Source organism: Kitasatospora sp. NPDC051914 (genome assembly GCF_040680995.1).
Classification (GTDB): domain Bacteria; phylum Actinomycetota; class Actinomycetes; order Streptomycetales; family Streptomycetaceae; genus Kitasatospora.
The window spans coordinates 1-18,422 of the sequence record NZ_JBFAXX010000099.1; the positions used below are offsets into that span (position 1 = coordinate 1).

Annotated in this window: 19 protein-coding genes and 2 tRNA genes; 16 read left to right on the forward strand and 5 right to left on the reverse strand. The window is 73.5% G+C overall.

Annotated elements, in window-relative coordinates; genetic code table 11:
- Positions 1–81 precede the first annotated feature (81 nt).
- The 7 genes from AB0M03_RS36895 (at position 82) to AB0M03_RS36925 (ending at position 7,021) form a co-directional block, all read left to right on the forward strand.
- Positions 82–154 (forward strand) — tRNA-Thr (locus tag AB0M03_RS36895).
- A gap of 159 nt (positions 155–313) precedes the next feature.
- Positions 314–988, forward strand: a complete 675-nt coding sequence (locus AB0M03_RS36900; RefSeq protein WP_363500237.1) for a LuxR C-terminal-related transcriptional regulator — start codon at positions 314–316, stop codon at positions 986–988.
- Between the two features lie 114 nt (positions 989–1,102).
- Entirely contained in the window at positions 1,103–2,206 is a 1,104-nt protein-coding gene (gene galT / locus AB0M03_RS36905) for a galactose-1-phosphate uridylyltransferase (RefSeq protein WP_363500240.1), read from the forward strand.
- Entirely contained in the window at positions 2,203–3,162 is a 960-nt protein-coding gene (gene galE / locus AB0M03_RS36910) for a UDP-glucose 4-epimerase GalE (RefSeq protein ID WP_363500243.1), read from the forward strand. Before galT ends, galE begins: the two co-directional genes overlap by 4 nt.
- On the forward strand, positions 3,162–4,295 hold the full coding sequence (gene galK / locus AB0M03_RS36915; protein ID WP_363500246.1) for a galactokinase: 1,134 nt from the start codon (positions 3,162–3,164) through the stop codon (positions 4,293–4,295). The genes galE and galK overlap by 1 nt, the downstream gene beginning before the upstream one ends.
- Before the next feature lie 252 nt (positions 4,296–4,547).
- Positions 4,548–5,387 (forward strand): LuxR C-terminal-related transcriptional regulator, encoded by an 840-nt coding sequence (locus AB0M03_RS36920; protein WP_363500249.1) that lies wholly within the window; start codon positions 4,548–4,550, stop codon positions 5,385–5,387.
- 92 nt (positions 5,388–5,479) lie between these two features.
- Complete coding sequence (locus AB0M03_RS36925) at positions 5,480–7,021, forward strand: nucleoside-diphosphate sugar epimerase/dehydratase (protein WP_363500252.1); 1,542 nt, start codon at positions 5,480–5,482, stop codon at positions 7,019–7,021.
- A gap of 12 nt (positions 7,022–7,033) precedes the next feature.
- Here the strand turns inward: AB0M03_RS36925 and AB0M03_RS36930 are convergent, their stop codons facing one another.
- Positions 7,034–7,528, reverse strand: a complete 495-nt coding sequence (locus tag AB0M03_RS36930) for a MarR family transcriptional regulator (protein ID WP_363500255.1) — start codon at positions 7,526–7,528, stop codon at positions 7,034–7,036.
- A gap of 110 nt (positions 7,529–7,638) precedes the next feature.
- Here AB0M03_RS36930 and AB0M03_RS36935 point away from each other — a divergent pair, with 110 nt between their 5' ends.
- On the forward strand, positions 7,639–8,445 hold the full coding sequence (locus tag AB0M03_RS36935) for a methyltransferase domain-containing protein (RefSeq protein ID WP_363500258.1): 807 nt from the start codon (positions 7,639–7,641) through the stop codon (positions 8,443–8,445).
- A 44-nt stretch (positions 8,446–8,489) separates the two neighbouring features.
- Here the strand turns inward: AB0M03_RS36935 and AB0M03_RS36940 are convergent, their stop codons facing one another.
- From AB0M03_RS36940 to AB0M03_RS36950, 3 genes are read right to left on the reverse strand one after another with little or no spacing between them, the layout of a single operon-like run.
- Positions 8,490–9,353, reverse strand: a complete 864-nt coding sequence (locus tag AB0M03_RS36940; protein ID WP_363500261.1) for a DMT family transporter — start codon at positions 9,351–9,353, stop codon at positions 8,490–8,492.
- A gap of 18 nt (positions 9,354–9,371) precedes the next feature.
- Positions 9,372–10,100 carry a TetR/AcrR family transcriptional regulator gene (locus AB0M03_RS36945; RefSeq protein WP_363500264.1) on the reverse strand — a complete coding sequence of 243 codons (729 nt, stop codon included), beginning with the start codon at positions 10,098–10,100 and terminating at the stop codon, positions 9,372–9,374.
- 26 nt (positions 10,101–10,126) lie between these two features.
- Complete coding sequence (locus AB0M03_RS36950) at positions 10,127–11,086, reverse strand: fatty acid desaturase (RefSeq protein WP_363500287.1); 960 nt, start codon at positions 11,084–11,086, stop codon at positions 10,127–10,129.
- A 199-nt stretch (positions 11,087–11,285) separates the two neighbouring features.
- Between AB0M03_RS36950 and AB0M03_RS36955 the strand changes: the two genes are divergently transcribed.
- From AB0M03_RS36955 to AB0M03_RS36970, 4 genes are all read left to right on the forward strand, one after another.
- A tRNA-Gln gene (locus AB0M03_RS36955) sits at positions 11,286–11,356 on the forward strand.
- A 71-nt stretch (positions 11,357–11,427) separates the two neighbouring features.
- Positions 11,428–12,885, forward strand: a complete 1,458-nt coding sequence (gene glmU, locus AB0M03_RS36960) for a bifunctional UDP-N-acetylglucosamine diphosphorylase/glucosamine-1-phosphate N-acetyltransferase GlmU (protein ID WP_363500267.1) — start codon at positions 11,428–11,430, stop codon at positions 12,883–12,885.
- A 205-nt stretch (positions 12,886–13,090) separates the two neighbouring features.
- Positions 13,091–14,068, forward strand: coding sequence for a ribose-phosphate diphosphokinase (locus AB0M03_RS36965; RefSeq protein ID WP_363500270.1), 978 nt, complete (start codon positions 13,091–13,093; stop codon positions 14,066–14,068).
- A gap of 255 nt (positions 14,069–14,323) precedes the next feature.
- Positions 14,324–14,914, forward strand: a complete 591-nt coding sequence (locus tag AB0M03_RS36970; protein WP_363500273.1) for a 50S ribosomal protein L25/general stress protein Ctc — start codon at positions 14,324–14,326, stop codon at positions 14,912–14,914.
- Between the two features lie 70 nt (positions 14,915–14,984).
- Here AB0M03_RS36970 and AB0M03_RS36975 read toward each other — a convergent pair whose 3' ends face one another.
- A complete protein-coding gene (locus AB0M03_RS36975) occupies positions 14,985–15,722 on the reverse strand; it encodes a DNA alkylation repair protein (protein ID WP_363500276.1) in 738 nt (245 codons plus the stop codon).
- Positions 15,723–15,861: 139 nt separating this feature from the next.
- On the opposite strand from AB0M03_RS36975, the gene pth reads away from it, so the two are divergent.
- The 4 genes from pth (at position 15,862) to AB0M03_RS36995 (ending at position 18,297) form a co-directional block, all read left to right on the forward strand.
- Positions 15,862–16,449 carry an aminoacyl-tRNA hydrolase gene (gene pth, locus AB0M03_RS36980; RefSeq protein WP_363500290.1) on the forward strand — a complete coding sequence of 196 codons (588 nt, stop codon included), beginning with the start codon at positions 15,862–15,864 and terminating at the stop codon, positions 16,447–16,449.
- Positions 16,450–16,642: 193 nt separating this feature from the next.
- Positions 16,643–16,900 (forward strand): hypothetical protein, encoded by a 258-nt coding sequence (locus tag AB0M03_RS36985; protein WP_363500279.1) that lies wholly within the window; start codon positions 16,643–16,645, stop codon positions 16,898–16,900.
- Positions 16,901–17,024: 124 nt separating this feature from the next.
- The gene (locus AB0M03_RS36990; RefSeq protein WP_363500281.1) at positions 17,025–17,519 is read left to right on the forward strand and encodes a SigE family RNA polymerase sigma factor; all 495 of its coding nucleotides are present in this window, start codon (positions 17,025–17,027) and stop codon (positions 17,517–17,519) included.
- Complete coding sequence (locus AB0M03_RS36995) at positions 17,512–18,297, forward strand: hypothetical protein (protein WP_363500284.1); 786 nt, start codon at positions 17,512–17,514, stop codon at positions 18,295–18,297. The genes AB0M03_RS36990 and AB0M03_RS36995 overlap by 8 nt, the downstream gene beginning before the upstream one ends.
- The last annotated feature ends 125 nt before the right edge of the window (positions 18,298–18,422 follow it).

An 18,422-nucleotide genomic window follows, 5' to 3' on the forward strand; every position in this document is an offset into this window, starting at 1 on the left:
GGTCGATCGATTTCGCTTTCCGGTCGACGACCCTGTAATGTCTTCCTCGTTCGAAGGGAGCAGCAAGCGCCCGAGGAACAGGCCCCTATAGCTCAGTCGGTAGAGCGTCTCCATGGTAAGGAGAAGGTCTGCGGTTCGATTCCGCATGGGGGCTCCGGAGTTCGAAGGCCCCCGCCGCAAGGCGGGGGCCTTCTGCGTTTCCCCCGGGCCTGCGGCCTGGCGGACCGGGCGGGTATGCGCTGTGATGGTGCGTCAAGCGCCGGGCCGGGTGCGGAGGACCCCGGTGGCCGGCACGGGGGACTGGGAGGGCGCCGTGGGCGTTCGGCTCGTGATCGTCGACGACCACCGCCTGCTGGCCGAGGCGCTGGCCGCCGCGCTGCAGCTGCGCGGCCACCGGGTGCTCGGCGTGGGGGCGCCCGCCGCTGCCGCCGCGACGCTGGTCGCCGGGCGGCGGCCGGAGGTCTGCCTGCTCGGGGTCGCCGGTGGCGCCGAGGGGGAGGACGTCTTCGCCCCGCTGCGCCGGCTGCGTGCGGAGCGCCCGGAGCTGGCCGTCGTGGTGCTCGGGCCGGTCGGCGACCCGGGTCGGGTCGCCGCCGCCTTCGCAGCCGGTGCGGCCGGCTACGTGCGCAGCGACGAGCGGATCGACGTGGTCGAGCGGGCGATCGCCCGGGTGCGGGCCGGGGAGGCCGCGGTGGCGGCCGAGGTGCTGCAGGGGGCCTTCGAGGCGCTGCTGCGGCCGGCCACGGAGCCGGACGACGACGCGGTGCGGCTGCTGCGGCTGCTGACCCGGCGGGAGGCGCAGGTGCTGGCCCGGATCGCGGAAGGCGAGGACACCGCGGCCATCGCGGCCGGCATGGGGATCGCCTCCAGCACCGCCCGGACCCATGTGCAGCGCGTCCTGGTGAAGCTGGGCGCCCGCTCCCGGCTGGAGGCGGCGGCGGTGGCCGCCCGGACCGGTCTGCTGGACCGGGTCGGCCGTTCGGCCTGACCGTTCCGTTCGGCCCGCCTGCCCGACCCGGTGTTTCCTCACGATCCCGTCTGTTGACTTGTGGTTGGCGATGTTTGATTATGTTCGAGAGCGAGGAGATCGGAGCAGTTCACCGTGAAGAAGACCACCACCAAACTCGCGGACGGCCGCGAGCTCCTCTACTTCGACGGGGACGACGCCGCCCTCAGGGACTCCACCGACCTGCGCCCGCTGGAGCCCACCGCGAGCCTGTCCGAGATCCGCCGGGACCCGGTCACCGGGGACTGGGTGACCGTCGCCGCCCACCGGCAGGGCCGCACCTACCACCCGCCGGCCGACGAGTGCCCGCTCTGCCCGTCCCGGGACGGCAGGCTCAGCGAGATCCCGGCCGCCGAGTACCAGGTCGCGGTCTTCGAGAACCGCTTCCCGTCGCTGGCCGCCGACGCCGCCGCCCGCGTCACCGGGCACGACCACCCGGTCGCCGGCTCCGGGCCCGGCACCGGCCGCTGCGAGGTGGTCTGCTTCACCTCCGACCACGGGCTGTCCTTCGCCGACCTGAGCGAGCCGCAGGCCCGCCTGGTCCTGGACGCCTGGACGGACCGCACGGCCGAGCTGTCCGCACTGCCCGGCGTCCGGCAGGTGTACTGCTTCGAGAACCGCGGCGCCGAGATCGGCGTGACCCTGGCCCACCCGCACGGGCAGATCTACGCCTTCCCGTTCGTCACCCCGCGCACCGCCCGCGCGATCGAGCAGGCCGGCCGGCACCGCGAACGCACCGGACGCAACCTCTTCGAGGACCTGCTCGCCGCCGAACGGGCCGACCCCGCCCGAGTGGTGCTGGCCGGCGAGCACTGGACGGCCTTCGTGCCGTTCGCCGCCCGCTGGCCGTACGAGGTCCACCTCTACCCGAACCGGCGGGTGCCCGACCTGACCCGCCTCACCGAGGCCGAACGCGACGAGTTCCCCCGGCTCTACCTGGAACTCCTGCGCCGCTTCGACCGGTTGTTCATCGAGCCCGGGCACAATGAGCACGCCGCACCGACGCCGTACATCGCCGCATGGCACCAGGCGCCCGCTCTCGGAGGAGACGAGCTGGCACTGCACCTGGAGCTGTTCACGATTCGTCGTACGGTAGGCAAGCTCAAGTTCCTGGCCGGTGTGGAATCCGGCATGGACGCGTTCGTCAACGATGTGTCGCCCGAGGCGGCGGCACAGCGCCTGCGGGAGGTCGCATCATGAGTAAGTACCTGGTCACGGGTGGCGCCGGCTACGTCGGAAGCGTGGTCGCCGCCCACCTGCTGGAGGCGGGCCACCAGGTCACCGTGCTCGACGACCTGTCCACCGGCTTCGCCGAGGGCGTCCCCGCCGGTGCCGAGTTCGTCCGCGGCCGCGTCCAGGACGCCTCCGACGTGCTCGACGGCTCCTTCGACGGCGTCCTGCACTTCGCCGCCTCCTCGCAGGTCGGCGAGTCCGTCGCCGACCCCGAGAAGTACTGGCGCAACAACGTCGCCGGCTCCCTGGAGCTCGTCTCGGCGATGCGCAAGGCCGGCGTGCGCAAGCTCGTCTTCTCCTCCACCGCCGCCGTGTACGGCGAGCCCGAGGTCGTCCCGATCGCGGAGACCGCGCGCACCTCGCCGACCAACACCTACGGCGCCACCAAGCTCGCCGTCGACCACCTGATCACCAGTGAGGCGGCCGCCCACGGCCTGGCCGCGGTGTCGCTGCGCTACTTCAACGTCGCCGGCGCGTACGGCGCCTACGGCGAGCGCCACGACCCCGAGTCGCACCTCATCCCGCTGGTGTTCCAGGCCGCCCTCGGCCAGCGCCCGCACATCTCCGTCTTCGGCGACGACTACCCGACCCCGGACGGCACCTGCATCCGCGACTACATCCACGTCGCGGACCTCGCCGAGGCCCACCTGCTCGCCCTCGACGCCGCCAAGCCCGGCGAGCACCTGATCTGCAACCTCGGCAACGGCAACGGCTTCTCCGTCCGCGAGGTCATCGAGTCCGTCAAGCGCGTGACCGGCCGCGAGATCCCCGTCGTCACCGCCGAGCGCCGCCCCGGCGACCCCGCCGTCCTGGTCGCCTCCGCCGAGCGCGCCCACGAGGCGCTCGGCTGGCGCCCCCGCCGCCCCGAACTCGACGACATCGTCGCCGACGCCTGGGCCTTCACCCTGGAGAAGCGAGCCTGATGACAGATTCCCAGTCCGTCCACGACGGCGCCGCCCCGGCAGGGGTCTGGGCGGCGCCCGGCCGGGTCAACCTGATCGGCGAACACACCGACTACAACGACGGCTTCGTGCTGCCCGTGGCCCTGCCGCAGGCCGCCCGGGCCACCGTCCGGCTCCGCACCGACGGCCTGCTGCGGCTGCACAGCGCACAGACCGACGGCGGACCGGTGGAACTGTCGGTCGCCGACCTCGCCCCCGGAAGCGTGGAGGGCTGGGCCAAGTACCCGGCCGCCGTGGTGTGGACGCTGCGCGCGGCCGGGCACGAGGTCGGCGGCGCCGACGTGCACATCGACAGCGACGTGCCCACCGGAGCCGGCCTCTCCTCCTCCGCCGCCATCGAGTGCGTGGTGGCCGCCGCCTACAGCGACCTGCACGGGCTCGGCCTCGACGGCCCGGCCCTCGCCGGGCTCGCCCAGCGCGCCGAGAACGAGTTCGTCGGCGTGCCCTGCGGGATCATGGACCAGATGGCCTCGGTCTGCTGCACCGAGGGCAACGCCCTCTTCCTCGACACCCGCGGCCTCGCCCAGCGGCAGGTCCCGTTGGACCTCGCCGGGGCCGGCCTGCGGCTCCTGGTGGTCGACACCCGGGTCAAGCACGACCTCGCCGACGGCGCCTACGCCGAACTGCGGGCCGGCTGCGAGCGGGCCGCCGCGCTGCTGGGGCTGCCCGCTCTGCGGGACCTCGCCCCGGCCGGCCTGGACGCCGCCCTCGACCGGCTGCCCGCCGAACTCCGCCCGCCGGTACGGCACGTGGTCACCGAGAACGCCCGCGTCGAGCAGGCCGTCGCGCTGCTGGACGCCGGCGACCTCGCGGCGCTGGGGCCGATCCTCACCGCCGGGCACGCCTCGCTCCGCGACGACTACCGGGTCTCCTGCCCGGAGACCGACCTCGCCGTCGAGGCGGCCGTCGCGGCCGGCGCCCTCGGCGCCCGGATGACCGGTGGCGGCTTCGGCGGCTCCGTCATCGCCCTGGTCACCGCCGACACCCTGGACACCGTCGCCGCCGCCGTCACCACCGCCTTCGCCGACGCCGGCTACGCCGCTCCCCGCACCTTCACCGCCGTCCCCGCCGCCGGCGCCCGCCGGATCGGCTGACCGGCACCCCGCAGGGGGCACGGGGAACCGCGCGAACCGGAAGGTACGGCACCGTCCTTCGGTCCGCGCGCTTCCCCGCGCCCCCTGCGGTTGCCCCTGTGAGCTCGGCCTCCCCCGCGGTCGTGGTTGCTGCGCGAAGGTCAAATCACCAGGGGATGAAGAAACTTCACCAATCCCCCACCCTTCATGCGCCCCTCCCGTACGCTGAGTCCGGTACCGGTGGGGGTCGGCGCCGAACAGGGGGGACGGACGATGGGGCGTACGCGCGTCCTGGTGGTCGACGACCACCGGATCTTCGCCGAGGCGCTGGCCACGGCGCTCGCCGCCGAACCCGAGATCGAGGTCGGTGCGGCTGGCAGCCCGGCCGCCGCGGAACGCGCCCTCGAGCGGGCCGCCGCCGAAGGCCGTCCGTACCACATCGCCCTGGTGGATGCCGACCTGACCCCGTCCGCCGTCCGGTCCGGGCCCCGCGTGCGGGGCCAACTCCCTTCCGCCGTGGTGCCCTTGCCGCGCCGCGAGTCGGTGCCCGGCCTGCCGTCCGGTGACGGCATCGCGCTGGTCGCCCGGATCTGCCGCACCCATCCCGAGCTGCGCGCGGTGGTGCTGGCGGCGCACGACGATCCGGGCCGTGCCGTCCGCGCGCTGCAGGCCGGCGCGTCCGGCTGGGTCGCCAAGGAGAGTTCGCTGGGGCGGCTGCTGGCCGTCGTCCGCGGCGTGCTGCGCGACGAGACGCATCTGCCGCCGGCCCTGCTGACCGGTGTGGTGCGGGAGTTGACGAGCGCGCGGCGGGACAGGACGGAGAGCGAGCGGCTGGTCGGCACCCTCACCCCGCGGGAGGAGGAGGTGCTGCGTTGCATGGTCGCCGGTCTGGGCCGGCAGGCCACCGCCGAACGGCTCTACCTGTCGCCGCACACCGTCCGCACCCACATGCAGAACGTCCTCGGCAAGCTGGGGGTGCACTCCACCCTCGCCGCCGTCGCGGTCGCCCGCCGGGCCGGGATCACCCCGTCCGAGCCGCTGCCGCCGCCCGCCCCGCTGCCGCCACCGCATCCGCCGACCGTCGCCTCGAACGCAGGCCCGGGCGCCGGCTGACCGCTCTCTCCGTGCCCGCACCGGGCAGGGGGGAACGGCCCGACGCCACACCCAGGTACCGACTCCGTCAGGTCAGGGAGACCGGAGGACAGATGTCGCCGAACAGCATTGCCGCCCGTCCCGATGCACAGTCCGGCTCCGTCCCGGAGCCCTCGGCCGGCCCGCCCGGCCTGCGCACCCTGGTGATCGGCGGCGGCGCCGCGGGGTCGGCGCTCGTCCGGGACCTGCTCAGGACACCGGAGTTCGGCCTCGCCCCGGTGGGTGTGCTGGACGACGACCCGGTCAAGGCCGGCCTGTCCGTCGAGGGGGTGCCGGTGCTGGGCCCGCTGGCCGAGCTCACCCCCCTGGCGGTGACCCACCGCGCGCAGGTGGTGGTGCTGGCGATCCCGGGGCTGCCGCACCAGCAGGTGCGGGCGCTGGCGACGGCCGCCGCGGCGGCGGGGGTCGCCGTCCGCTACCTGCCGTCCTTCCTGTCCGCGCTGCGCCGCGAGGTGGTCGGCTCGGACATGCGCAGTCTGGACGTCAACAAGCTGATCGGCCGTCACGAGGTGCACGTGGTCTCGCCCGACGTCCGGGCGGTGATCGAGGGCCGCAGGGTGCTGGTCACCGGTGCGGGCGGGTCGATAGGCAGCGAGCTGTGCCGCCAGGTGCACGCCTTCGGCCCGTCCGAGCTGTACATGCTGGACCACGACGAATCGAATCTGCACCGCCTCCAGCTGGAGATCTGGGGCGAGGCGCTGCTCACCGACGACTCGCTGGTGATCGCCGACATCCGGGACCGGCCGCGGATCCAGCAGATCTTCCGCGACCTGCGGCCCGAGGTGGTCTTCCACGCGGCGGCGCACAAGCACCTCCCGCTGCTGGAGCGGCACCCCAGCGAGGCGGTGAAGTCGAACGTGCTGGGCACCGACCACCTGGTGGAGGCCGCACTGGCGACCGGCGTGGAGCGGTTCGTGCTGATCTCCACGGACAAGGCGGCGGACCCGACCTCGGTGCTGGGGGCGAGCAAGCGGCTCGCGGAGCTGATCGTGCGGGCGAACGCCAGGGACGCCCGGAACCTGGGCACCGGGGTGTTCTCGGCCGTCCGGTTCGGCAACGTACTGGGCTCGCGCGGCTCGCTGCTGTCGGTGCTGGAGGAGCAGCTGCGCAGCGGCGGCCCGGTGACCATCACCCACCCGGACGTCACCCGGTTCTTCATGACCATCGAGGAGGCGGTCGGCCTGGTGCTGGAGGCCGGGCGGATGGCCGAGGGCGGCGAGGTCTTCGTGCTCGACATGGGCGAGCCGGTGCGGATCGTCGACCTGGTGCACAACTTCGCCCGGCAGGTGCAGCTGGGCGCGGAGGACGTGGAGATCCGCTACACCGGTCTGCGGGCGGGGGAGAAGCTCAACGAGGCGCTGTTCTCCGAGGGCGAGGAGCGGCTGCCGACCGAGCACGGCCGGATCTTCGCGACGGTGGCCGGGGACGGCGGCCCGGAGGACCTGGCGGGCGGCCTGACGGCGCTGTACGCGGCCGCCAGGGGCAACGCGGACGCCGAGGTGCGCGGGCGCCTGGCGGAGCTGCTGCCGGGCTACCGGACGCCGGAGGCCGTCCCGGTGGCGGCGCTGGCCACCCCGTACCCGGACGGCTTCTGAGGGCCCCGGGCCTCAGCCGGCCTGGTCGAAGGGGGCGACCAGGCGGCGCAGCAGCGCGGCGAGCTCGCCCTGCTGGTCGGAGCTGAGCTGGGCGAGGAGTTCGCGCTCGTGGGCGAGCAGGCCCGCGAGCGCCTGGTCGGCCTTGTCGCGGCCGTCGTCGGTGAGCCGGACGAGGACGCCGCGGCGGTCGTCCGGGTCGGGCAGGCGGCGGACGAGGCCCTTGCCGGTGAGCCGGTCGATCCGGTTGGTCATGGTGCCGGAGGTGACCAGGGTCTGGGTGAGCAGTTGCCCGGGGGAGAGCTGGTAGGGGGTGCCGGCCCGCCGGAGCGCCGTCAGCACGTCGAACTCCCAGGGTTCGAGGCCGTGCTCGGCGAAGGCCGCGCGGCGGGCGCGGTCCAGGTGCCGGGCGAGTCGGCTGACCCGGCTGAGCACCTCGAGCGGTTCCACGTCGAGGTCGGGGCGCTCGCGGCGCCATGCTGCGACCAGGCGGTCGACCTCGTCCTCCATGGCGATCAGTGTATCGGGGGATGTGTCGATGTGAAGTCTCTTGACATCGAGAGTTTTCGCGCGCAGTCTCTCGATTGGATATCTTGATATCGAGATACTTGGGAGCAGTCGTGTCCGCCACCCCCTGGGACCCCGCGCAGTACCTCCGCTTCGCCGACGAGCGCACCCGACCGCTGCACGAACTCGTCGCCCGGATGCCCGCCCTGCCCGCCGCCCCCGTCGTCCTCGACATCGGCTGCGGCCCCGGCAACTCCACCGCCGTGCTCCGCGAGCGCTGGCCCGACGCCCACCTCACCGGCATCGACGACTCCGCCGAGATGCTCGACACCGCCCGCACCACCGGCGAACCCCGCGCCGCCTACCTGCTCGCCGACGCCCGCACCTGGGACCCTTCCGACGCGGCCCCCGACGCGATCGTCTCCAACGCCACCCTGCAGTGGCTCAACCCCGACGGCGCCGGCCGCCCCGACCACCTGCCCCTGGTGGCCCGCTGGGCCGCCGCCCTCAAGCCCGGCGGCGTGCTCGCCCTCCAGGTCCCCGGCAACTTCGACGCCCCCAGCCACACCCTGCTCGCCGACCTCCGCAGCAGCCCCCGCTGGCGCGAGGCCCTCGGCACCGGAGCGAGCCGGGCCGGCGTCCACGACCCCGCCGACTACCTGCACACCCTGCTCGGCGCCGACTGCACCGCCGACGTCTGGGAGACCACCTACCTCACCCTGCTCACCGGACCCGACCCGGTCCTGGAGTGGGTCAAGGGCACCGCACTGCGGCCCGTCCTCGCCCGGCTCGCCGACCCCGCCGACCGGGCGGAGTTCCTCGCCGAGTACGGCGCCCTCCTGCGCGAGGCCTACCCGGCCGGGGAACAGGGCACCGTCTTCCCGTTCCGCCGCATCTTCGCCGTCGCCCGGCGCCGCTAGCCGAGGTGCACCCCCGGGGGGTGATCCACAAGGGGTTCACCCCGTCACTTGTGGAAGTGGTGGTGGCCCGGCATGGCCGGGTGCCGCCCGAGCAGGACGACGCCGGCCACCACCGACAGCAGGCCGACCACCTGCCAGGCCACGGCGGCCGGCGTCACCCGCAGCTGGTCGCCGAGGAACCCGACCGCGCAGGCGATCCCGGTCAGCGGCTGGGCCGCGGTCAGCGCCGGCAGCGACATCCGCAGCGGCGCGGCCTCGAACGCCGACTGCACCAGCAGCAGCCCCACCACGCCGATCACCACCACGGCGTACGGCTGCCAGCTGCGCACCACCGCGTGCAGGCCCTCGTCGTCGAGGCGTTCCGTGGTCATCCGGGTGAGGGCGTCCTGCAGCCCGTAGAGCAGGCCCGCGGCGAGCGCCAGCAGGGTCGCCTCCTCGAACAGCGGCATGTGCTTGGCGACGAGGACCAGCAGCAGCGCCAGCCCGGCGACGATCCCCACCACCAGCCAGAACCGCAGTGGCCCGGCCTCCGCGCCGCCGCCTTCGGGGCGGCCCGCCACGATGAACGCGGTCACCCCCAACGCGATGAGGGCCACCCCGGTCCAGCCGGAGCGGCCCAGCCGTGTCCCGGTCAGCGTCCGGGCGAGCAGCATCGCGAACACCAGGTTGGTCGCCAGCAGCGGCTCCACCAGTGCCACCTCGCCCTGGCTCAGCGCGAGCGCGCTGAGCACCAGGCCGGTGATCATGAATCCGAGGCCCAGCAGCCAGTCCGGCATCCGCGCCAGGTCGAGCAGCAGCCGCCAGTGCAGCAGGTCGCTCTTGGGCGCCCGCTGGGCCGCGTGCTGCTGGAGCACGAAGCCCAGGCCCAGGAAGCAGGCTGCGCCCACCGCCAGAATGAAGACCACCACGCGACCACCTCGGTGCTGTCACGCCCGTCGTTCGCCCACCAGCTTCGGATGCCGCTCCAGCCCCTCCAGGCCGTGCCACGCCAGGTTCACCAGATGGGCGGCGACCTCGGCCTTCTGCGGCTTGCGCACCTCCAGCCACCACTGGCCGGTGAGTGCGACCATGCCCACCAGCATCTGCGAGTACATCGGCGCCAGCCGGGGGTCGAAGCCCCGCGACTTGAACTCCAGGCCCAGGATGTCCTCGACCTGGGTGGCGATGTCGCTGATCAGCGAGGCGAAGCTGCCGGTCGACTGCGCGACCGGCGAGTCCCGGACGAGGATCTTGAACCCGTCCGTGGAGGTGTCGATGTAGTCCATGAGCGCGAACGCGGCCTGCTCCAGCAGCTCCCGCGAGTGCCCGCCGGTCAGCGCCCCGGTCACCATGTCCAGGAGCAGCTGCATCTCGCGGTCGACGACGACCGCGTACAGCCCCTCCTTGCCGCCGAAGTGCTCGTACACCACCGGCTTGGAGACGCCCGCACGCTCGGCGATCTCCTCGACCGAGGTGCCGTCGTAGCCGCGCTCCGCGAAGACCGACCGGCCGATGTCCAGCAGCTGCTCGCGGCGCTGCTTGCCGGTCATCCGCACCCGGCCGCCCGGACGGCCGCCGCGCGCCGCGGGGGTGGAGCGGGCACGGCCCGCCGCGCCGCCGTCCCCGCCCGGTGCGTGCTGATGGCCGTCCGCGGTGTCTGCGTTGCTCCCGTTCACCCCTACATCATGCTGCAGCGGGCGGGTCATACGGCGCGGCGGGCGTCGATCCGCTCGGCCCGCGGCCAGCGGACGTCGGTCGCCCAGCCCGCCCGCTCGAACCAGCGGATCACCCGGGCCGAGGAGTCGACCTGCCCGCGCAGCACGCCGTGGCGGGCGCTGGTGGGGTCGGCGTGGTGCAGGTTGTGCCAGGACTCGCCGCAGGACAGCACCGCGAGCCACCAGACGTTGCCGGACCGGTCGCGGGACTTGAAGGGCCGCTCGCCGATCGCGTGGCAGATCGAGTTGATCGACCAGGTCACGTGGTGGAGCAGGGCGATCCGGACCAGCGAGCCCCAGAAGAAGGCGGACAGCGCGCCCGCCCAGGACATGGTCACGAGGCCGCCGACCAGCGGGGGGATCAGCAGCGACAGGGTCGTCCAGAGCCAGAACAGCCGGGAGATCCGCCTTATGGCCGGGTCGGCGACCAGGTCCGGCGCGTACTTGTGCTGCGGGGTCTGCTCCTCGTCGAAGAGCCAGCCCATGTGGGCCCAGAACAGGCCCTTCATCAGCGCGGGGAGGCTCTCGCCGTAGCGCCAGGGGGAGTGCGGGTCGCCCTCCTTGTCGCTGAACCGGTGGTGCTTGCGGTGGTCGGCCACCCAGCGCACCAGCGGCCCCTCCACGGCGAGGCTGCCGGCCACGGCCAGCGCCAGGTGCAGCGGCCGGTTGGCCTTGAACGAGCCGTGGGTGAAGTAGCGGTGGTAGCCGACCGTGATGCCGTGGCAGGTCACGAAGTACATGACGGTCGCGATCGTCACGTCCACCCAGCCGAGGCCCCAGCCCCAGGCGACCGGCGCGGCCGCCACCAGGGCCAGGAACGGGACGCCGATGAACAGGCCCAGGGTGATCCGCTCGGCCAGCCCCTGTTTCTCCCCTCCGAGGGTGGCGGAGACCTGGGCGGGGGCCTTGCCGGCCGCGACGGGAGGTGCTGCTGCACCGGCCTGCATGGTCATGAGGCGTCCTCGGGAGGGAGCGGTACCTACGTATCCGTAACCTACGGCATCGTAGGTTCCCGGGCATCCGATGGGAAGACGTGTCGCACCTGCGGACTCCCGAGGGTGGTGGATGCGGAGCGGCGCAGCCCGTACTCTTAGCCCTGCATTGCCCGCCGACGTCCGTCGGCGCGTCACCCGTGCACGGCATCCGTCCCGGATCGTCTAAGGGCAGGACAGCTGGTTTTGGTCCAGCTTATGGGGGTTCGAATCCTCCTCCGGGAGCTCAGCACACTGCCCCGGCCGTCCGGCAGGCGCGCCCGACCCTCCCTCAGAACAACCGAGGAGACTCCCGCGTGACCGCCAACAAGACCGCCGCCGTCGTCGTGCTCGCCGCAGGCGGAGGCACCCGGATGAAGTCCAACCGGCTCCCGAAGGTGCTGCACGAGATCTGCGGCCGGTCGCTCGTCGGCCACGCCGTCGCCGCCGCACAGGAGTTGGCGCCCGAGCACCTCGTCGTCGTGGTCGGCCACCTGCGCGAGCTCGTCACCGCGCACCTGGACGCGCACTACGAGGGCGTGCGCACCGCCGTCCAGGAGCAGCAGAACGGCACCGGCCACGCCGTGCGCACCGCCCTGGAGGCGCTCACCGCGGACGGCACCGCCCTCGACGGCACCGTGCTCGTCACCACCGGCGACGCCCCGCTGCTGACCGGTGCCACCCTGCGCGCCCTCGCCGACGCCCACACCGAGCAGGGCAACGGCGTGACCGTGCTGACCGCCGTCGTCCCGGACGCCGACGGCTACGGCCGCATCCTGCGCGACGACCACGGCGCGGTCGCCGCGATCGTCGAGCACAAGGACGCCACCGCCGAGCAGCGCGCCGTCTCCGAGATCAACTCCGGGGTGTTCGCGTTCGACGCCAAGCTGCTCGCCGAGGCCCTCGGCCTGCTCACCACCGACAACGTGCAGGGCGAGGAGTACCTCACCGACACCCTGGAGATCCTGCGCACCGCGGGCCACCGGGTCGGCGCCGTGGTCGCCGACGACTTCCGCGACATCCTCGGCATCAACGACCGGGTGCAGCTGGCCGAGGCCCGCCGGATGCTCAACGACCGGCTGCTGGAGCGCGCCATGCGGGCCGGCGTCACCGTGGTCGACCCCGCCACCACCTGGCTGGACGTCCAGGTCACCTACGAGCCCGACGCGGTCGTCCTGCCCGGCACCCAGCTGCAGGGCACCACGCACCTGGGCGAGGGCTGCACCGTGGGCCCGAACTCCACCGTCACCGACAGCACCATCGGCGCCGGCGCCACTGTGAGCAACGCCACGGTGATCGAGGCCGAGGTCGGCGAGTCCGCCTCGGTGGGCCCGTACGCCTACCTGCGCCCGGGCGCGAAGCTCGCCCGCAAGGCCAAGGCCGGCACCTACGTCGAGATCAAGAACTCCGAGATCGGCGAGGGCGCCAAGGTGCCCCACCTCTCGTACATCGGCGACGCCACCGTCGGCGAGGGCAGCAACATCGGTGCGGCGTCCGTCACGGTCAACTACGACGGCGTGAACAAGCACCGCACCGTCATCGGGGCGCACTGCCGCACCGGCTCGGACAACATGTTCATCGCTCCGGTGACCGTGGGTGACGGCGCCTACACCGCCGCGGGCTCGGTCATCTACCAGGACGTGCCCGCCGGTTCGCTCGGCGTCGCCCGTGCGCAGCAGCGCAACATCGCCGGCTGGGTGGCCCGCAAGCGCCCCGGCACGGCGGCCGCCCGGGCCGCTGCGGCTGCCGAGGCCGCGGAGACTCCCGAGGCCTGAGCCCCCTGCAGGGGATCTTGGGATGTGATCCCGGGGCGGACGGTCGACGGCGCACCGCGTAACCTGGAGTACATACGTGCGCCACTGGGCTGACCGTCCGCGTCTCGGCGTACCCCAAATCCCCCGCCGACCGACGTCCCGAGCGCTGCTGCCCGGGTGCGCCGTGGCGGGTCCATGTGCGGCAGCAACGCGAGGAGACGGTGCAGTGAGCGGGATCACGACGTCGGGTGAGAAGAAGCTCAGGCTCTTCTCCGGCCGTGCCCACCCCGAGCTGGCGGAGGAGGTGGCCCGGGAGCTCGAGACCGAACTGGTTCCCACCAAGGCCCTGGACTTCGCGAACGGTGAGATCTACGTCCGCTTCCTGGAGTCGGCCCGCGGCGCGGACTGCTTCGTGATCCAGAGCCACACGGCTCCGATCAACCAGTGGATCATGGAACAGCTCATCATGATCGACGCGCTGAAGCGGGCCTCGGCCCGCAGCATCACGGCGATCCTGCCGTTCTACGGCTACGCCCGGCAGGACAAGAAGCACCTCGGCCGCGAGCCCATCTCGGCCCGCCTGATCGCCGACCTGCTCCGCCAGGCCGGTGCCGACCGCCTGATGGCCGTGGACCTGCACACCGCGCAGATCCAGGGCTTCTTCGACGGCCCGGTCGACCACCTGTTCGCGCTGCCGATGCTGGCCGACTACGTGGGCGAGCGGGTCGACCGCTCCAAGCTCACCATCGTCTCCCCGGACGCCGGCCGCGTGAAGGTCGCCGACCAGTGGTGCGACCGCCTGGACGCCCCGCTGGCGATCATCCACAAGCGCCGCGACATGACGCAGGCCAACACCATCCTGTCCGCCGAGGTCGTCGGCGACGTCAAGGGCCGGGTCTGCGTCCTGGTCGACGACATGATCGACACCGCCGGCACCATCTGCGCCGCCGCCGACGCGCTCTACGACAACGGCGCGGCCGACGTGATCGTCGCGGCCACCCACGGCGTCCTCTCCGGCCCCGCCGCGGACCGCCTGAAGAACTCCCGCGTCAGCGAGTTCGTCTTCACCAACACCCTGCCCACCCCGCAGCAGCTGCAGCTGGACAAGGTGACCACCCTCTCCATCGCCCCCTCGATCGCCGCCGCGATCAAGGAGGTCTTCGAGGACGGTTCGGTGACCAGCCTCTTCGAGGGCGTGCACTGACACCCGCACGGCCGGTCGGCCCCCGCACGCGACGCGTGAGGGGGCCGATTTCACGGTTGACGCGGGCAGCGGTTAGACTCGTGGGACTGCTCGGCGAGGGATGCCGTGTGCCCGTACGGGTGCCGCAACCGTGATCGACGCGCTGCTTCCAGTAGTCGTCCGCCGCCGAGCGACCCCCAAGGAACTTGAGGGTGTGGCCCGGCGGTTTTGTCGTTCCTGCACCCGCGCCAGTCTTTCTCAACGAGGAGTGCAGTCGTGTCCGAGATCCGCCTTGCCGCCGAGACCCGCACCGAGTTCGGCAAGGGTGCCGCCCGCCGCGCCCGCCGCGCCGGCTTCGTCCCCGGTGTCGTCTACGGCCACGGCCACGCCCCGGTCCACCTGAACCTGCCCGGCCACGACCTGATGATGGCCCTCAAGACCCCGAACGCCCTGCTGGTCGTGCCGATCGACGGCAAGGACGAGTACGTGCTGCCGAAGGCCGTCCAGCGCGAGGCCATCAAGCGCAGCATCGAGCACGTCGACCTGCTCCTGGTGAAGCGCGGCGAGAAGGTCACCGTCGAGATCCCGGTCCACACCGAGGGCGAGCTGGCCCCCGGCGGCAACCTGATCGAGAACGTGCTGAACGCCCTCCCGATCGAGGCCGAGGCCACCCACCTGCCCGAGTCGGTCACCGTCTCCGTCGAGGGCCTGGAGGCCGGCGCCTCCATCACCGCCGGCGACATCGCCCTGCCGAAGGGCGCGACCCTGGCCGTCGAGGCCGACGCCGTCGTGCTGCAGGTCATCGGCGCCCAGGCCCCCGAGGTCACCGAGGAGGAGGCCGCCGAGGGCGAGGCCGTCGAGGCCTGATCCCCGGATCTCCCCGACCGCTGCCCCGGCAGCCCCTCCTGCGAGGGGCCGCCGGGGCAGCGGCGTTCCCTCAGCTGTGCGGTGCCAGCAGCCGCAGCCGGAGTTCCTGCGGCACCGGCCGCAGCGCCTCCCGCAGCGTCAGCCCGGACACCCGCGGCAGCCGCCCGGCCAGCCACCCGCAGACCTCCTCCGGGCTGTGCTTCGCACCCTCCCGCAGCACCCAGCCGAGCGCCTTGCGCACGAAGAACCGCGGGTCGTCCAGCAGAGGGTCCGCCAGCCGCCCGAAGTCACCGAAACGGCGCGGGAATTGCTCCGGCGACCGGACGGCGGGCAGATAGCCCAGCACCCCGCCCCGGCGCACCCACAGCTCCTCCCGGCAACTCCAGCGCAGCAGCACCGCCGCCGTCTCCGGGTACCGCAGCAGCAGCGGACCGGCCGCCTTCGGCGCGATCACGTCGCAGTGCGCCCAGGTGTCGCACTCCTCCAGCATCCGCTCCAGCAGCGCCGTGTCGGCAGGCACCAGCAGTTGTGCCCGCGCCTCCAGCAGGAACCCCGCGCAGCTGCGCGTCTCGTGCAGCGGCCGCGCCCACAGCTCCTCCGCCAGCGCCAGCACTGCGGCCCGGTCCAGCCCCGGGTACCGGCGGAGCAGGCCCCGCACCGCGGCGCGCATCCCCGGCACCGGCACCCCGAGGTGGTCCAGCGAACTCTTCAGGTACGCCTTCTCCTGCCCGGCCCGGCCGGGCACCACGGAGTCCTCCAGGGCCGCGGTGAGCTCGTCGGCCAGTACGGCGGCGGGGGGTGCGGTCACGGGCGGTCCTTCGGCTCGCGGCGGTCGTGGTTCGCGTCCGACGGTACGCCGACCCGGCCACCGGTGCCCCTGCCGCGGCCCGCGGCCCGGGCGCTGCGGATAATGGATGCGTCAGGATTCGGGCGAGCGGAGATCGGTGATGAGCGCGGTGGCGGACGAGTACACGGGCCCCTGGCTGGTGGTCGGGCTCGGCAACCCCGGGGACGGCTACGCCCGCAACCGGCACAACATCGGCTTCATGGTGGTGGACCTGCTCGCCGAGCGGATCGGCGCGAAGTTCAAGGCGCACAAGAGCCGCGCCCAGGTCGCCGAGGGCCGGCTCGCCGGGCGCCGCGTGGTGCTGGCCAAGCCGATGACCTTCATGAACCTCTCCGGCGGCCCCACCACGGCCCTGCGCGACTTCTACAAGGTCCCCAACGCGGCGATCGTGGCGATCCACGACGAGCTCGACATCGACTACTCGGCCCTGCGGCTGAAGTGCGGCGGCGGCGACAACGGTCACAACGGCCTCAAGTCCATCACCAAGTCGCTCGGCCCCGACTACCACCGGATCCGCTGCGGCATCGGCCGCCCGCCCGGCCGGATGGAGGTCGCCGACTTCGTGCTGAAGGACTTCTCCTCCGCCGAACGCAAGGACCTGGACTGGTTCGTGGACCGCTCGGCGGACGCGGTCGAGGCGCTCATCTCCGAGGGGCTGGAGCGGGCGCAGGGCACCTACAACTCCTGACCGGCCACCCCCCTGCCCGGAACGCCGGGACCGTTCGTGAGGATTCGGCGCAGTACACAACGGTCGTGCAACGCTTGGCCGCTGGAAGCTGAATCACGGTCAGATCGGCAGGTTCCATCGGATACGGTCTGTCCCGTACGAAGGGGTTGAGGGGTTCGATCTGGGGGTAAGGAACGTGATTCGGTCCCACCGGGTGGCATGGATGGTCGGCGGTGCGGCGTTCTGCCTGGCCGCGACCGCGGTCGGCGCCCCGGCAGCGGAGGCCGCCGACTCGACGGCGGGTCCGGCCACCTCCCCCGAGCCCGCCGCCGCACAGATGGTGCCGCCGGTCAGCGGCACGGTCGGCGGATCGGCCGGCCTGTACGCGGTGGCCGGCGGCATGGTCGTGGTCGCCGGCGGCGCGGCGACCTGGCTGCGCCGCAAGCGCGCCGACCGGGTCGCGACGGACTGACGCGCCGTCCGCGCCGCACACCGCAGGGCCGATCCCGCCGGGGTCGGCCCCTCGCATGTCCGGCCCGCCGGAATTTCCTCCCCGGCATGTCGTCCGTTCCGGCCGCCCGGTGCGTCAGGTGGGCATGACGATGAAGGGTGACCCGTTCGACGCCTTCGTCGGAGCGCGGTACCAGGCGCTGCTCCGCGCGGCGTTCCTGATCACCGGCGACCTCCACGACGCCCGGGACCTGCTGCACGACGCACTGGCCCGGGTGTACGTCCGGCGCCGGTCGATCCGCGAGGAGTCGGCGACCGAGGCCTACGTGCGCCGCACCATGGTGCGCACGCACATCTCCCGTTGGCGGCGCACCAGGCGGGAGGTCCTCACCGACCGTCTGCCGGACGTCGCCGGGCCACAGGCCCCGGCAGGGGACGAGCAGCTGGCCGCGGCCCTGCGCGCCCTCCCGCCGCGGCAGCGCGCCGCGGTCGTGCTCCGCTACTGGGCCGATCTGCCGGTCTCCGCGGTGGCCGAGGAGATGGGCTGCACGCTCGCGACGGCGAAGACACATCTCGGACGGGCGATGACCACGCTCCGGCGCGATCTCGCGCCCGAGCGGGAGGTGAGCGGACGTGGCTGACGACCTGTGGGAGATGCCGGACGACGGGGCCGGCGACGGATTCGGACGCATGCTGGCGGGGCGGCTGGCGGCGGCCGCCGACGCGGCGGCCGCGGACGGCGCGGTACCCCTGGCCGAGGTGCGCCGGCAGGGCAGGCGCCGACTGCGCCGCAGGCGCGGGGCGCAGGCCGCCACCGCCGCCGCGGTGCTGCTGGTCGGCCTGGTGCCGCTGCTCGGCGGCGGCAGCACACCGGACCGGACGGGGCCGGCCGCACCGGCCCCCGTGCCGTCCGCGACGGAACTGCCCGTGACGGAACTGCCCGACCGGACCTGCCTGGCCGACCTCACCGCCGGCGGCGGCCCGGCCGGGAGCGCCGCCCCGGTGGGCGACGACCGGCCGGACCGTGCGGCGGACGAGGTGTGGCGGCTCGCCCTGCGGGAGTTCCGGTTCGACGTCGCCGGGGTCTGCGTGGACCGCGGGCACGGCAGGATCGTGGTGTTCCGAGTGCCCGGCAGCGGCCTGGACGAGCGGCTGGCGCACTGGCCGCTCCCCGACGGGCAGGTGATCGTGCTGCGCGACGCCCGCTGGTCGCAGGCCGACCTCTCGCACGCCGTGACGGCCGTCGTGCGGGACACCCGCTACTGGCAGGAGCGCGGGGTGCGGATCGGCGACGTGGTCGGGCGGATCGACGGCAGCGGGATCGTGGTCGGCACCCCGCAGGCCGGTACGGCCGCGGAGGCGATCCGCGAGCGCTACCGGCCCTACGAGGTGGAAGTGGTCGAGCAGGCCGCACAGTGAGGAAACGGGCCGGGGGCGGGGGCGCCGAGGGCGGGGTGCCCCCCCGGGCGGAGGCCGGGTGCCGGGGCCGCCGCGGGGGGGGGCCGCAGCCGGGCGGCCGGAGTACCGCAGACCCCCGGGTCCCG